Here is a 15,717-nt window from a genome sequence, read left to right on the forward strand (position 1 = left end):
CTCCTATCGCCCGAGATAGACTTCAATAACCTGCTCATTGGCCTGCACTTCACGCAGACTGCCCTCGGCCAGAACACGCCCCTGATGCAAAACAGTGACATGGTCAGCAATGGTTTCAACGAAACCCATATCATGCTCAACGACCATTAGAGAGTGTTTACCGGCAAGTGTCCGAAACAGCTCTGCGGTGTATTCCGTTTCTGCATCGGTCATCCCTGCTGCTGGCTCATCCAGCAACAACAAATGCGGCTCCTGCACCAGCAGCATGCCGATCTCCAGAAACTGTTTTTGACCATGAGAAAGCAGTCCGGCGCGACGACGACGATCGTTAGCCAGCCGCAGTAGCCCTAACATGTCATGAATACGATCCCGCTGTTCCCCCGAAAGACAAGCCCGTAAGGAACCCCACACGGATTTATCATTTTTCATTGCCAGCTCAAGATTCTCTTCCACTGTCAGAGCTTCAAATACCGTAGGCTTCTGAAATTTACGCCCAATCCCCTGACGGGCAATAGCGACCGAATCAAGCGCGGTTAAATCTGTCGATTGGTCATAAATCGCACGTCCACTCTGCGGCCTTGTTTTGCCGGTAATGACATCCATCAATGTCGTTTTTCCTGCACCGTTAGGGCCAATAATGCAACGTAACTCCCCTACACCAATGTTGAGTGTTAAATCTGTTAGCGCCTGGAAACCATCAAAGCTAACGTTGATTTTTTCCAGTTGCAGTACCGGGTCAGTTTGATTACGAAAGCGGTCGCCGGGCATCTGACGGGTAAAAAGTCCTTCATCTGGCAGCATTATTTATCTCCCTTACGAAACAAGCCGATCACCCCACGAGGTAAAAACAGCGTTACGCCAATAAATATCAGGCCGAGAAACAGCTGCCAGTACTCCGGCATAATGACGGTAAACCAACTTTTAGCACCGTTGACCAACAGTGCGCCAAATACCGGACCAATTAGCGTGCCACGCCCACCCAACGCAACCCAAATGGCCGCTTCGATTGAGTTGGTTGGCGACATTTCACTGGGATTAATAATGCCTACCTGTGGGACATACAGTGCCCCTGCCAGCCCACATAGCACCGCAGAAAGTGTCCACACCAACAGCTTGAATCCTTTCGGGTCATAACCGCAAAACGTCAGACGGTTTTCAGCGTCACGTACAGCAGTCAAAATACGGCCAAACTTACTGCGGGCAAGCGCCAGTCCCAGCCACAGCACCAGAACCAACAGCATTACGGTCGCTAAAAATAAGGCGACACGAGTTGAGGTTGCGGTAATGGGAAACCCCAGAATCGTCGTGAATCCGGTAAAACCATTGTTGCCGCCAAACCCGGTTTCATTGCGAAAAAACAACAGCATCCCGGCAAAAGTCAGCGCCTGGGTCATGATGGAAAAATAGACGCCTTTGATTTTTGACCGGAAAGCAAAATAGCCAAATACCAGCGCCAGCAGACCGGGAACCAGAACGACCAACAGCATTGCCCAGATAAAATGTTGCGTTCCCCACCAGAACCAGGGCAGTTCGCTCCATGACAGGAAAGACATAAATGCGGGCAATTCTTCGCCAGACGCCTGACGCATCAGATACATCCCCATTGCATAACCCCCCAGCGCGAAGAAAATCCCATGTCCGAGAGAAAGCATTCCGGCGTATCCCCATACCAGATCCAGCGCAACCGCAACAATGGCATAACAGAGGATTTTTCCAACCAGGGTCAGCGTCCAGACGGATATTGCCAGCGGATGCTCTGCAGGCAGGAGCGCAAGAAACGGCAATATAATCAGCGCGAGCAACAAACTCAGCCCTAGTATCCGCATTGTACGCGGCGCTTTACGCGCCAGCGTTAATGTCATTGGCATCGTCATCAGTCAATAACCCTCCCTTTCAGCGCGAACAATCCCTGGGGGCGTTTCTGAATAAACAGAATGATTAGCACCAGGATCATAATTTTGCCGAGTACAGCGCCAACCTGCGGTTCAAGTATTTTATTGAAGATCCCAAGGCCAAACGCGGCAGCCACACTGCCTGCAAGTTGCCCAACGCCGCCGAGCACTACCACCAGAAACGAATCGATAATGTAACCCTGTCCCAGTTCAGGTCCGACGTTGCCTAGCTGCGACAACGCCACACCACCCAGTCCGGCAATTCCGGATCCCAGGCCAAAAGCCAGCATATCCACACGCCCGGTAGGCACACCGCAACAGGCCGCCATACTGCGATTTTGCGTTACCGCACGCACGTGCATTCCCAGACGAGTTTTATTCAGCAACAGCCAGGTAAAGAACAGAACCAGAATGGCAAAACCAAGTACCACGAGCCGGTTCCACGGCAAAATCAGGTTGGCATAGACCTGGATGCCACCCGATAGCCATACCGGGTTAGCAACCTCCAGGTTCTGTGCCCCAAAGGTCATGCGCACCAACTGGATAAGCATCAGACTGATCCCCCAGGTCGCCAACAGCGTTTCAAGAGGGCGTCCGTATAGATGACGAATAACGCCGCGTTCGAGAATCATCCCTATCCCCGCGGTAAGAAGAAAAGCAACCGGCAGTGCGACAATCGGGTAAAAGGACAACCACTGTGGAGTAAAGTGGATCATCAGTTGTTGCACCATCCAGGTACAGTAGGCCCCAAGCATCAGCATTTCACCATGTGCCATATTGATGACGCCGAGTAACCCGTAAGTAATTGCCAATCCCAGAGCTGCCAGCAGCAAAATTGACCCCAGTGATAGCCCCATAAACGCCTGCCCAAGAAGATCGCTAATCATCATGCGATGGCCGATGGAATTCAGGCTCTCGCTTGCTGCCGCGCGTACGCTGGCATCAGGTTCATATTCAATCTGGGTAAAGGGTTGTAACCGCGCCTGAGTTTCAGGATCATTTGACTCAGCCAACAGTTTGATCGCCTGGCGTCTGACCTGCGGCAACGTGCTGTTGAGTTGCAGATTTGCCAGTGCAATGGAGAGCTGTGACTTCACGCCTGCATCAGTCTCCTGCGCCAGCCTTTGTTGCAGAAACGGCAACATGGCAGGAAGTGCTTCCCGTTGCAATGTCCTTGCAGCGGCAACTCTTTCAGTGACACTGTCACTTAGAAGTTGATGTATCGCCAGAGCCCCGGCGACCAGATTACGTAGTCGGTTAGTCAGGCGGATTTTTGTTAACTCCCCGGATGGGCTGGTCACTGCACCAAGCGGTTGCACCAGGGTGCCATTAATTGTAAACGCATTCTTTGCGCTGTCGGTCAGCAGACTTTCGCTCCCCAATGCATACAGCACAGGTAAACGTTGCGCCTCAGGGTTGAGCGACCATTGTTCCAGTAAGGCGGCCTGTTGAGTACGGCTGGCTGCGGTAAAGATATCGGCATCTGTTGCCTGTGCTATCCACGGCAAAAGCCACGTCAGCAGCAACACGCCACGAATTAAGCGCATGGCTTTCATGATAGCGTTCTCCAAAATTGCGCCCTCCCGCAGGAGGGCAAAAGATCAGTTGCTGGCAGTTTTGACGGGTTGTTCTGACTTTTTGTCATTGCCGCTGATATACGGACTCCACGGCTGAGCGCGGACTGGCGCATCGGTCTGCCATACCACGTTGAACTGGCCGTTACTTTCAATTTCACCAATCATGACCGGTTTATGCAGGTGATGGTTGGTTGAATCCATCGTCAGGGTAAAACCTGAAGGTGCAGCGAAAGATTGCCCTGCCATCGCAGCACGTACTTTATCCACATCGGTGGTGCCGGCTTTTTCCACCGCCTGCGCCCACATATGCAGGCCGACGTAGGTCGCCTCCATCGGATCGTTTGTCACTACAGAATTCGCATTCGGCAGCTTATGCGCTTTGGCATAGGCCCGATAATCAGCAACAAACTTCTGATTAGTTGCATTATCAACGGACTCGAAGTAGTTCCAGGCCGCCAGATTTCCCACCAGTGGTTTGGTATCAATGCCACGTAATTCCTCTTCGCCAACTGAGAATGCCACCACCGGAACATCCGTTGCTTTCAGCCCCTGGTTAGCCAGTTCTTTATAAAACGGAACGTTGGAGTCACCATTAATGGTCGATACCACCGCTGTTTTGCCGCCAGCGGAGAATTTTTTAATACTGGCAACAATTGTCTGATAATCGCTGTGTCCAAACGGGGTATACACTTCTTCAATGTCTTTATCGGCGACGCCCTTCGAATGTAAAAAGGCGCGCAAAATTTTATTAGTTGTACGGGGATAGACATAATCCGTACCAAGCAGGAAGAAACGTCTGGCGCTGCCGCCGTCTTCGCTCATCAGGTACTCAACCGCCGGAATTGCCTGCTGGTTAGGTGCTGCTCCCGTATAAAAGACGTTAGGTGACATCTCCTCACCTTCGTACTGCACTGGATAGAACAGCAAACCGTTTAGCTCTTCGAACACCGGCAGAACCGATTTACGCGACACCGATGTCCAGCAGCCAAAGACCGCCGCCACCTTATCCTGACTCAACAACTGACGGGCCTTTTCGGCAAACAACGGCCAGTTTGAGGCCGGGTCAACCACCACCGGTTCCAGCTTCTTGCCCAACACACCACCACTGGCATTGATTTCATCGATGGTCATTAGAGCCACATCTTTAAGCGGTGTTTCAGAAATTGCCATCGTCCCTGACAATGAATGCATGATGCCGACTTTAATAGTGTCTGCGGCCTGGACGCTAAAACTTAGCCCCATTGCCACAGCAGAGGCCGAAAGAGCAAAAGCTTTTAGTAATGTACGACGCTGCATAATTTCACTCCTGAAAGATGATTTGCGAAAGCTCCGGTGCAGCCGGGCTGACAAAACGGTGCAAATTAAGGGTGTTCAGAAGTAATAAGGCAAAAACGATGCCAGATATTTTAAGCCCATTTAAAATCAATGAATTAGAAACAAATACAGGAATTCAACTGCAACACCTGGGCTCAAATGCCAGGTAAGTTGAACCACCATGAAACAGCGTTGCATTAGAAACGTGCAACACTTTGTATCGGTTGCAGCATCACAAACGGGGATAATGACAGTCGCTTTTTGAGTTCCTGCATTATTCCATCATTATTTTCGTCACTATTATTTATTTTCCTCGACGAAATAGCGTTAAAAACTTACCTTTCCGTCGAAATAATCACATAGTTCAGCCTTTGTTTAAGTTTGAATTGCTACTCTATATCCAAAATAATTTGAGTTGCTGGCAAGCGACAACTGAGCGAAGCCCCAGGTAACGTGAAGTATGGAGGGTATGGTTATAAACGAGGTGAAATTAAGGTAAGAGAGGAAACTCAAAAAGCAAAGGAGTAATTTAATATGTTAGGTAATATGAATATTTTCATGGCAGTTCTGGGAATTATTTTATTTTCCGGTTTTCTGGCCGCCTATTTTAGTCACAAATGGGATGATTGATGAACGACGATAGTCCTGCACCGAACCGGCCCCTTGTAGCGTAACTGCACAAGGGGCCATTTTTTTACCCGCCACAGTCCAGTAAGAATTTTCCAGCGTAACAGGTAAAAAAAAACCGCCGGACAGACCAGCGGTAAATGCTTGCATGGATAGATTTGTGTTTTGCTTTATACGCTATCAGGCGATTCCCTGCTGAGATAACGGATAGTCGTCTATGCTATCATTGACAACCCCAATGAAAGTTAAACGAAACGAAACTCCCCAGACAAAACTCACTCTCTGACCCGTGGCATCAATCGATCGTTAGTCTCAACCAACCTGATTTGCTGATGTTGATCCATAAACATACAGCGATTCCTGCCAGTCTGCTTCCCTTCATACATCGCACTGTCCGCCCGCCCGAGAGCGATATCCAGCGTTTCCCCCTGGTGCACACGGGAGATACCTGCAGTCACAGTGATGCTCAGTTCGCCGTCAGGATATGAGATTTTTTTACCGCCAATTAAATGGCAAATACGTAATCCCGCCTGGCACGCTTGCTCATCAGTCTTCGTCCTGATAAGGATAATGAACTCTTCACCACCATAGCGATACGCGGTTTCATCATGACGTGTCCATACTTGTAGATTTGCAGCCAGACTACGCAACACCATGTCGCCAACCAGATGACCATAAGTATCATTAACATATTTAAAACGGTCGATATCCAGCAATACGATGTACAAATTAAGTGGCTCAGCATCGAGCAACTGGCGGTCAAAAGTCTCATCAAGCATCCTTCTGCCGGGCAACCCGGTTAACACATCGATATTGCTACGAATATTGAGTAAATATATTTTATAGTCCATTACCGCAGACGTAAACGACAATAGCGCGTCCTGAAAGCTATCAAAATGCCATGAATGACTACGCTCTGCGACTATCGCCAATAGTAACTCTTTACCTAACGAGTGCATTTTTTCATGCGCGGATGTAATCCCGGCAATATAACTACAATCTCCATTATTTTGCGGCGCAGAATTATTTAACCATTGACCAAATTTGCAGGCACAATGCGCGTGAGACCCAGTAATGTCCAACTGCGTGACGTCAGACGATACGACGCAGCGGAACATTTTCACCAACCATTTGTAGTGAGCATCAATTGAATGATTGAGTTCCAGCAAAATTGTATCTATTTCCGGTGTTCTTTTTATCATCTCGACTCCCTTCCCTGTGTGAGCACTTCAACAGAAACAGTTTAACGATAAAAAAGAAAACTTATGTAAACTTATTAATAGTAGTTAATATACCAACGTTAAAGTTAGCAGTGATACGGGCTGTTATTACACAGACTGTATCACCCTCACGGCTATGCTTTTCTGAGGCTGGAGACTCTCAATTCCAGTTCTGAAATATCTCCAGATGATAATAGTGGTTGTAACTCTAGCAACCTTTCTTCTGGAATTTGATATAAATCAAGATCCCGTAATCGCTTAATATCATTTTCAGGAAATCGATATTTTATGATTTTTGCAGGATTGCCCCCAACGATTGCGTATGGAGGTACATCTTTGGTAACAACCGAACCAGCGGCCACTACGGCGCCTTCTCCAATGGTGACGCCAGGCATTATCATTGCTCGCATACCTAGCCAGCAACCATCCTGTAGTACGGTATCACCACGAAACTGGTAGGCATCCTTAATAGATTCCATAAAGGGATAAAGACTTATCCAGTCAAGCCGATGTGTACTGTTCCCCCCCATAAGAATAACGCTCTCCGCGCCAATACAGACAAAATTACCGATAATCAGCTTATCCAGATGGCCAAGAGGTTCCCAGCCTCTACTAACCTCATCACCGAGCAGATATCGCACAACTGAATGTTCAAATCCTTTATCCCAACAGTCACTGTAATAGCTATGAGTCCCTTTGATACAAATATTTGGGTTAGTCACTGTCTGATGAAGATATTCCATTCTTGACCAATGCTTTCCTGACATTTCCGTCATCCTTTTATACAGCGTTTTTAAAAAACAACGCAATTATGAATGGCCTCATTATATCTGATTGTCATGAGAGAAATCAGATGAGTCATCTGGCGGCTGACGAACCTGAAGCTGGTGGTTATCTGGCACAGAATAAAGTTGGGGGTTCTACTCCAGGTTTATCCGTAACATCAACAATCGCTATGGATTCGTGATATCGTTTTTTGCATAAACTAACAACGGAGACATGTATGCGTGTCGACACAAAAGTAAGGATTTGTTCACTATGTTACCTGGTTTGTGCGTACGCTATCGTAGTTGTAGTCATGGCGTTGTTTGCTGATTTTGTTGTAGCGGGTGTAGCCATTGATCTGTGGAGAGGCGAACTTACTGTCACTGATTACTTTGAGTTACGAAAACTACTTTTGCTCAAACTTTCAGGGCTGGGTGCAATAATCGGCTTTGTGGTATGGTTTTTCTTCTACCGAAAGCAATCTCATCACGATCCGTTAGATAAATATTTCAAATAGACAAGGCTGCTGAAAAAACGCTGCTTTATCCTTCGCCTGTGATTATTGTCATGCAAACATGATCGAGAACGCATTTTCCGGTTATTACCGGGATTAGTGTGTGATCGGTTCCCTGAAGGACATAATCATGAAAAAGTTACTAATATGTTGCTTATTCGGAAATACAGCTAATTCTCTGGCAAAAAAAATGCAGAAAATAGCGAACGCACAAAACCACCAGATGATAATCAGCGCAGTTGGGCTGGATAATTTTGCCAGTGTGGCACCTGCATTCGACTGTTTTCTGGTTGCTCCCCACATCCAGTACAAACTCTCTGAGCTCAAAGCCGTTGTCGGTGACTTACGCCCCATTGCTGTTATAGAAAGTCTTCCGTATGCCTCGCTGGACGGAGAGAAAGTATTAAGCTTTGTACTCGCTCATATGCCAGAGATGATCGATTAAATTGTGCGGTCGACCATACACATCATGTATAGGTAATTTATCAACTTAAGCGCGGCACATTACCTTTATGTACGCCACTACGCCGGAAACACTCACCTCGCCCAGAACATACTGGACGAGGTTCGAGGGAGATTCCTGTAAATAAAAACCGGGGAGAATTCCCCGGTTAGCGCGGCATTAAAAATTATACTTAATACCCACCATGGCATTGGTGTCACTGTATCCTTTATCCCCCATCTGGGCGCCGACATTGCCCCACAGATTGACCCGAGGGTTAATCTGTCCTTCAACACCCACTTTGACTTCGCCAATGTTGCGGGCGCCAGCCTGGTTGATGTGGACATTATCCATGTTCACGTTATAACTGCGCGTATTATGCAACCAGTTGGCTTCAATGAACGGCTCGAAAGTACGGTCTTTGTTGTCATCCATCGCATGATGGCTCTTCAGGTACGTACGAAGGCCCAGACGGGTTTGTACATTACCGTCGCCACCGCTGCTAACGCGGGTTCCATTGGCTTCGCGATGGTTGTCTGCTTTCACACCCATCCAGGTGGCCTGGGCTTGTGGCTGGATAAACCATTCATTAAGCGTCCCTTTGCTGCCAGCAAATTCGCCCAGTTTCTGGGTGTAACCCGTCTCCAGCGAGGCCGTAAAGCCTTTAGACTTGTAGGATTCGCTGGCCAGTTGCTGCCCGTTAACCTGGTTATTGAACCAGCTGTACTGAAGCCAGCTGTCCACATACAGCCCTGCTTTATCCGCATCGCTGGCGAACCAGGTGCCGTAAGCGCCAACGCTGTAACCGTTTATGGAACCTTTTGAATCATAACCCGTGACGGAAGAGCGGGTAGAACTGTGGTTATTACCGTAACCCGCCATCAGACCCAGGTGGCCTCTGTTCAGACCATCGGTTGACCACTGCGCAACATCGCCACCCAACTGTGCGACATAACTGTTGCTCTGTGTTTTCAACTGACCACTGCCATCACGCCAGTTATTATGACTACCGACCTGGCGTAGCCACAGACTGGTAACTTTCTTCTCACCGGTCAGAGCATCAACGTACTGCGTTTCCCCCAGACGGTCGTGCAGACGGGTGTTGAATAACGTGTTCGCAGCCGCAATGTTTGCAAGATAGCTACCTGCTTCAGGGCGGTTAACATGTGTTTCATCAGAGGGGTCAACCGGCGGTGTTACAGGATCAACGGGAGGGTCGACAGGGTCAACCGGCGGCTCTACGGGATCGACCGGTGGATCCACGGGGTCAACGGGAGGATCAATAGGGTCAACCGGTGGCATTGTGTTGGTTAAATACCAGTTGCTGCTATTGTCGCCGGTACCGCGGACCAGTGAATAGTCATAAGCCCCGGCCACAATACGGCCCTTCTGAGTAAAGATACCGTCAGATTTACCGCCTACGCTGATAATCTCGATGCCATTTAGCGTGTAGTCACCATTACCCCCGGCATTGGTGACGCTAACATCGGTATTACCCGAGGTATTGCCAGTAACCACTAACTTATCAGTTATTGAACTGTCATTGCCCAGCACGGTATTAAGCAGCAGGTGCCCGCCATTTCCCGTGTAGTTGCCATTCACAGTCAGCGTGGTGCCTGCCACCGGTTTATATGCGGCGTCACGGTAACCTATCGTCACCGTGCCGCTGTTGTTCATGGAGCCGGTATGATAGTCGGTGACAGCTGCATTAACGCCATCCTGGCCGAGTGTGATCCAACCACGGTTATCAACGTCGCCGCTGCCCAGGCCATCAGCAGATAACAACGTAATATTCCCGGAGTCATTGGTGGTGTTGGCGGTCATTCCCGCGCCACTACCGCTAATAATCACACGGGCACCTTTAGTCAGTATCAGTTGCCCATCACCCGTCAAATCACCAGCAATGGTTCTGCCCCCCCAACCGTCTGTCATGGTCAGGGTGCCCTGGTTAAAGTCCAGTACACTGCCGGCTTCTGTCACTATGTTTCGCAAGGACTGAGCATGGCCGTTCATGTCGAACTTGCTGCCGCTGTGAACGGTCAGCAAGTGAGTATCCCCCAGTACATTATCGTTGCCCATTTTCAGGGTACCGGCGACCACATCAGTATTACCTGTGTAGCTGTTAGCATTGTTAGATAAGCTCACGTCGGTGTCGGTGTCGATACGCAAATCCCCGGTACCGGTGATTTTAGCACTGAGATCGGCGGCGTTGCCGGTGTTGCCTTCCGCATTCAGCGTCAGCGAATTGTCGCCCCTATTCACCAGTTCAAGCTCGACTAAGCCATAGTTAACATACAAGCCATCGCTATTATCGCCACTGGTCAGACGGTAATCGTAGGTAGCTTCAGCCGCGATATATCCGTTTCTTACAACAGTTGTGGTCACCTTATTTGAGATGACTTTACCGTCCTGGTCGATAAGGGTGAGATTGCCGCCATTCCCGGTGACCTTCCCGTTAGCGCCGATCAGCTCAACCATTGTCCCTGTATTATCTTGCTGAAGCAGCGGTGCAACGGAGTTTGGCGTTTGCGGCTGGTTATCAAAGAATCCATCGTTGGTGATTTTGACCGTCCCACTACCGGTCAAATCGAGTTCATTATTGGTCTCAATAACACGATCGCTGGTGGTAGTACCCGGCGAAACATCGCCAAATACCAGAGTACCGCCTTCAAAAACTAGCCCGCCAATATTTTGTGTTCCGGTACCAACGGTGGTGATATTCCCACTTCCGATATGCAGCGTCGCATTGGTGAGCGCGGTGGTATTGGTACTTTCCAGGGCGAAGTGGTCGTTTTTGAGAGTCACATCCCCGGCAAATTGATCGCCCGCCGCTGCGGTAAAGTTGAAATTTCCATTGTTGTTGTCGGCGATAAGAGCACCATCACCAACCAGTTTGTTATCAAAATCAAATTTGCCTGTGGTTTGCGCGATCAGGGTGGCGCCGTTCGTAATATTGATTTCATCCGTGCCGAAATCGTCGTGAGTTGACGATGCGTTTTTATCCGTCGTCACCGTACCGGTGATATTCCCGTTACTCCCCGCGTAAGGCTGGTTCGCACCCACGATGCGCACTTTACCGGAAACGATAGCGTGCTCATCGCCTGAAAGTGAATTTGAGAAAGACGAACCGTCGGTATAGACAATACCGCTTACGTCATGGGCGCTTACCCCGCCAGCAATAATCAGTAACGCCGGGGCAATAATTAATGTACTTTTAATTCCGTTATAACTGGTTCCTTTAGAGAAAGAGCTTTTTACCTTCCCTTTTCCTAATTCTGAAACAACAGTCCACGCCATAAGTGAATGGTTCCAGACGATATTATAAATAGTATTCATAAATTTCAGCCATACCCTTCAGGTAGTTAAGATTTTGGTATGAGATTTTTCCCAAACCTATATAAGGTCAAGCTCCGTAGATGATATCGCCTGCATATGTGCTTAGTTGCATAATGAAAAAGGTAGCGCAGCCACCTTATAGGTAATACTTTCATTTTTTACATTTACAGGAAGGGATACCTTCATAGGTCAGAATTAGAAGTGAATCAGTTAAGCATGCTCATTCCTGCATAGACAGCGGCACATGTTCAGAATGAATAGATTTTTAATCGCCCCCCGCAATAATAACCAAGGGGTAGTAACTCAGGACTCTGATATATTTCACACAGAACATTCTTAAATGAAAGTCATTAAACTACAGATAACACTTTCACAACATACAAATGAATATCCTTACATTCTAATTCACGAAAAGTTAGCTAAACACAGGCACAAGTGCAGATTATGGCAAGCCATTTCTTGATTTATCGAATAATAACGCCGCTCCATAATTATTCAAAGTTTAATCGGGATGATAATGACAATTTAGGATCTTTCCATACAAATGAAGCTTGACTCCTAAAATCACCATTAGCGCGTGGCGTTTTACAAATTAATAATATCCTACCTCTTGCACGCCAATTCAGACAGCGTTTTAACGGGCTATCAGTAATCAATACTTTTGAATCAATAGAATCAAACTATTAATAACTTTCGGATATTCAGCACAACCAACCTTCAAATGAAACATTTAGTATTACTTTAGTTTTGATATTTGTTTTTTACATTAAAATCAAATAGATATCACAGTATGATTTGTGACACATTAATTTGTTCAAATTGCAATCAACACAATATAACCAATTAAAAATCATAAGGTTATGCAACACTGCTTTTGAAATTAAAACTATTCAATCGTTGTTTTTATGATATTAATTTGCATTATGTGTTTTTTTTGTTTTTTATATGCAGCGAAATTAACGAGAAGCGTGTCATTGTTACGCCCTGCTCAACACTTATTGTTTCATTAGTTATTGTTTGGTAGCAAACCATTTGCAAGAGATATGTGGTGAACTACTTAGCTCTTAAGGAACTCACAAAGTGATACAGTAATTTGGGGGGACTTAGGTAATTTACGACTGTGAGTGCTGTTATGCGCATCATTACTGAAAATTTATATCTTCATATAGGACTATCTTCGTTAGTTAAGAATGCATTCGATGAGAGCAAAACCAAGAGGCTTGTCTTTATAGATATCACATATCTGTCAGAGCTATCGGCTGCTGATTTTGACGGGTTTATTGTTTATATTACACCCAAAAAATATAACATTGGATGGAAGGAGTTGTTTTCAACTGAGGTTAAACAGGGAGAAACCATAGATATGACAATGTCAGTGAAAGACATCAGGAAAAAGATTAATGCCTTAACTTGTGGCAGTAATGATGTTATTAACAGCGTTCAACATCGATATAGGTTATCAGAAAAGGAAGTCGCCACCATTCATGCTCTTGCCTGCGGCATCACTCCCGACACCTGCAGTCTACTTACTGGCAATAGCATTAAAACCATTAGCTCCCATAAAAGGAGTGCAATGACAAAGCTTGGGCTAAAAACCCAACAGGATCTTATTAACACCTTAAATTTATTAATCAAATATATGAAAATCATCCATACGATTGAATAGCCAGACTTATCAGCACCAGGCAACGAACCTCAAATCCGCCCTGTTTATGCCTTCCCGGTCCTTTATCGCCTGATTTGTGCGGCAAACTCTGATGGCCATGTTTTCCTGATGGTCGATTTTGGCTGTTTTATATTCAGTCCCTGCCAGGGACTGAGTAATAGACTGGATGATGCGGCTCGCTAGTACGAATAACGACCGCTCTGTGAATCAGGTGAAGCTTTTGGGAACGAAATCCAGGACAAAACCGGGTTTTACACCCGGTTCTTCACTCTATTTGAACAAGCCTTACGCGCTTAACCCACGATGGGCCAGCATAGGCTCCATACGCGGATCACGACCACACCACTGACGATAAAGTTCAGCGAGATCAGAACTGTTACCACGCGATAAAATCGCCTCACGGAATTTTTGCCCATTCTCGCGGTTTAATCCCCCCTGCTCCACAAACCACTGATAACCATCGTCAGCCAGCATTTGCGTCCACAGATAGGCGTAATAGCCTGCGGCATAACCACCGCCGAAGATATGGGCAAAATAACTGCTGCGATAGCGTGGCGGAACAGCCTCGAGGTTTAACTCCTCCTCTTCCAGCGCCTGTTGCTCAAACTCGTCTACTGATGAAGATGATACGTTCCCGTCCAGACTGTGCCAGTGCATATCCAACAACGCCGCACTCAGCAGCTCAGTCATATCGTAACCCTTGTTAAACAGGCTGGCTCGTCGCATCTTGTCCTGCAACGTCTGGGGCATAGTTTCCCCCGTTTCAACATGGCGAGCAAAACGGGCAAAAACCTGCGGATGACTCGCCCAGTGCTCATTAATCTGCGATGGAAACTCAACGAAATCGCGTGGAGTATTGGTTCCTGACAGCGTTGCATATCGTTGTGTAGCGAACAATCCATGCAGGGTATGCCCAAACTCATGAAACAGTGTGATGACATCATCCCACAACAGCAACGCCGGCTGACCGTTCGCGGGTTTCTGATAGTTGCACACGTTGTAAATCACGGGTCTGGTTTCGTTAAGCACCGATTGCTCAACAAAATTCCCCATCCAGGCACCACCGCTTTTCGTTTCCCGTGCAAAGAAATCACCATAGAACAGTGCCAACCCCACACCGTCGTGATCGAAAATTTCCCACACTCGCACATCAGGGTGATAAACAGGAATGTCAAAACGCTCAATAAATTTAATGCCAAAGAGCTGATTTGCCGTCCAGAACACACCGTCACTGAGCACTGTCTCTAAAGCAAAATAGGGCTTGAGTTGAGCCTCATCAAGCGCATATTTTTCACGGCGTACCTGTTCAGCATAGAAGGCCCAGTCCCAGGCCTGGGCACTAAATCCAGCCTGTTCTTGATTAATCGCTTTCTGAATTTCGTTTTGTTCAGCTAACGCTCTCTGACGCGCTGCCGGAACGATAGCCCGCATAAAAGAAAGCGCCGCCTCCGGAGTTTTTGCCATCTGATCCGCAATTTTCCACGCAGCATAATTCGCGAAGCCGAGTAATCTGGCTTGCTGGGCACGGATTTCCACCAGCCGACGAATAATTGCGCGGGTATCATTTGCATCGTTTTTTTCAGCTCGAGTCCAGCCGTTGGTAAACAGATTTTCGCGAGTCTGACGATCGCGTAACACAGCAAGCGCAGGTTGTTGGGTGGTATTCAGTAATGGAATAACCCAGTGGGCAGTTAGCCCCCTCTCCTTTGCTGCCTGAGCGGCAATATCCAGCTCATCCGCGCTTAAGCCATCCAGCAGTCGGACATCATCTACCACCAGACCGCCTGATTTATTCGCCGCGAGCAATCGCTGATTAAACTGGCTGGTTAAGGTGGCCGATTCTGTATTGAGTGCTTTCAGGCGAGTTTTATCGGCCTCATTAAGCTGCGCGCCTGCCAGAACAAAACGCTGGTGAACCACTTCCAACAAACGTAATGATTCGCTGTCCAGCTTCAGTGATCCACGTTGTTGCCAGACGGCATCTACACGCGCAAAAAGTGCGCTATCGAGATAAATATCATTCGCCAGCGCTGCAAGCTCGGCGGAAAATTCCTCATCAAGCCGCTGTAGTTCATCGTTCGTGTGCGCCGCGGTCATCGCAAAGAAAACACTGGTAACACGCGTTAACAATGCCCCGCTTTGTTCAAGCGCCAGCAGCGTATTCGCAAAATCAGGAACCTGTGGGTTTTGCGCAATTGCAGCGATTTCAGCTCGTTTTTGCCGCACACCTTCATCAAAAGCGGGACGATAATGACACTCTTTAATTTGATCAAATTGTGGGGCCTGATAAGGCAAGGTGCTGCATTGCAAAAAAGGGTTCGTTAACAACATCTTTCACTCCTGAAAACGATTTGTTTATTAGAG

At 47.5% G+C, this 15,717-nt stretch carries 12 protein-coding genes; 4 read left to right on the forward strand and 8 right to left on the reverse strand.

All coding sequences use genetic code 11. The annotated features are described in order from the left end of the window. Positions 1–3: 3 nt before the first annotated feature. Genes urtD through urtA form a run of 4 tightly spaced genes read right to left on the reverse strand, consistent with a single transcriptional unit; the run spans position 4 to position 4,765 of the window. Positions 4–801: an urea ABC transporter ATP-binding protein UrtD gene (urtD, locus tag SK36_RS10415; protein WP_048221480.1), complete on the reverse strand. Its 798-nt coding sequence runs from the start codon at positions 799–801 to the stop codon at positions 4–6. Further along, a complete protein-coding gene (urtC, locus tag SK36_RS10420) occupies positions 801–1,874 on the reverse strand; it encodes an urea ABC transporter permease subunit UrtC (protein ID WP_048221481.1) in 1,074 nt (357 codons plus the stop codon). Before urtC ends, urtD begins: the two co-directional genes overlap by 1 nt. Beyond that, positions 1,874–3,448: an urea ABC transporter permease subunit UrtB gene (gene urtB, locus SK36_RS10425; RefSeq protein WP_048221482.1), complete on the reverse strand. Its 1,575-nt coding sequence runs from the start codon at positions 3,446–3,448 to the stop codon at positions 1,874–1,876. The genes urtC and urtB overlap by 1 nt, the downstream gene beginning before the upstream one ends. A 45-nt stretch (positions 3,449–3,493) precedes the next feature. Next, the gene (gene urtA, locus SK36_RS10430) at positions 3,494–4,765 is read right to left on the reverse strand and encodes an urea ABC transporter substrate-binding protein (protein WP_045442711.1); all 1,272 of its coding nucleotides are present in this window, start codon (positions 4,763–4,765) and stop codon (positions 3,494–3,496) included. A 552-nt stretch (positions 4,766–5,317) separates the two neighbouring features. Between urtA and mgtS the strand changes: the two genes are divergently transcribed. After that, entirely contained in the window at positions 5,318–5,413 is a 96-nt protein-coding gene (mgtS, locus tag SK36_RS24675) for a protein MgtS (RefSeq protein WP_000901362.1), read from the forward strand. Positions 5,414–5,685: 272 nt separating this feature from the next. On the opposite strand, the gene SK36_RS10440 is transcribed toward mgtS, so the two are convergent. Both SK36_RS10440 and SK36_RS10445 read right to left on the reverse strand, forming a co-directional pair. Then, positions 5,686–6,612: a diguanylate cyclase gene (locus SK36_RS10440; protein WP_048221483.1), complete on the reverse strand. Its 927-nt coding sequence runs from the start codon at positions 6,610–6,612 to the stop codon at positions 5,686–5,688. Positions 6,613–6,764: 152 nt separating this feature from the next. After that, on the reverse strand, positions 6,765–7,397 hold the full coding sequence (locus tag SK36_RS10445; RefSeq protein ID WP_048221484.1) for a CatB-related O-acetyltransferase: 633 nt from the start codon (positions 7,395–7,397) through the stop codon (positions 6,765–6,767). Between the two features lie 236 nt (positions 7,398–7,633). Between SK36_RS10445 and SK36_RS10450 the strand changes: the two genes are divergently transcribed. Together SK36_RS10450 and SK36_RS10455 are read left to right on the forward strand one after the other, a co-directional pair. After that, positions 7,634–7,912, forward strand: a complete 279-nt coding sequence (locus SK36_RS10450) for a hypothetical protein (RefSeq protein ID WP_048221485.1) — start codon at positions 7,634–7,636, stop codon at positions 7,910–7,912. Positions 7,913–8,039: 127 nt separating this feature from the next. Then, positions 8,040–8,354 carry a PTS sugar transporter subunit IIB gene (locus SK36_RS10455; RefSeq protein ID WP_045442697.1) on the forward strand — a complete coding sequence of 105 codons (315 nt, stop codon included), beginning with the start codon at positions 8,040–8,042 and terminating at the stop codon, positions 8,352–8,354. Between the two features lie 177 nt (positions 8,355–8,531). Here SK36_RS10455 and SK36_RS10460 read toward each other — a convergent pair whose 3' ends face one another. Next, positions 8,532–11,687 (reverse strand): autotransporter outer membrane beta-barrel domain-containing protein, encoded by a 3,156-nt coding sequence (locus SK36_RS10460; protein WP_053069238.1) that lies wholly within the window; start codon positions 11,685–11,687, stop codon positions 8,532–8,534. A 1,132-nt stretch (positions 11,688–12,819) separates the two neighbouring features. On the opposite strand from SK36_RS10460, the gene SK36_RS10465 reads away from it, so the two are divergent. Then, on the forward strand, positions 12,820–13,353 hold the full coding sequence (locus SK36_RS10465) for a response regulator transcription factor (RefSeq protein WP_045442694.1): 534 nt from the start codon (positions 12,820–12,822) through the stop codon (positions 13,351–13,353). 285 nt (positions 13,354–13,638) lie between these two features. On the opposite strand, the gene dcp is transcribed toward SK36_RS10465, so the two are convergent. Continuing rightward, the gene (gene dcp / locus SK36_RS10470; protein WP_136345592.1) at positions 13,639–15,681 is read right to left on the reverse strand and encodes a peptidyl-dipeptidase Dcp; all 2,043 of its coding nucleotides are present in this window, start codon (positions 15,679–15,681) and stop codon (positions 13,639–13,641) included. Positions 15,682–15,717: the final 36 nt, after the last annotated feature.

This window comes from Citrobacter sp. MGH106, assembly GCF_001037495.1.
GTDB classification, from domain to species: domain Bacteria; phylum Pseudomonadota; class Gammaproteobacteria; order Enterobacterales; family Enterobacteriaceae; genus Citrobacter; species Citrobacter murliniae.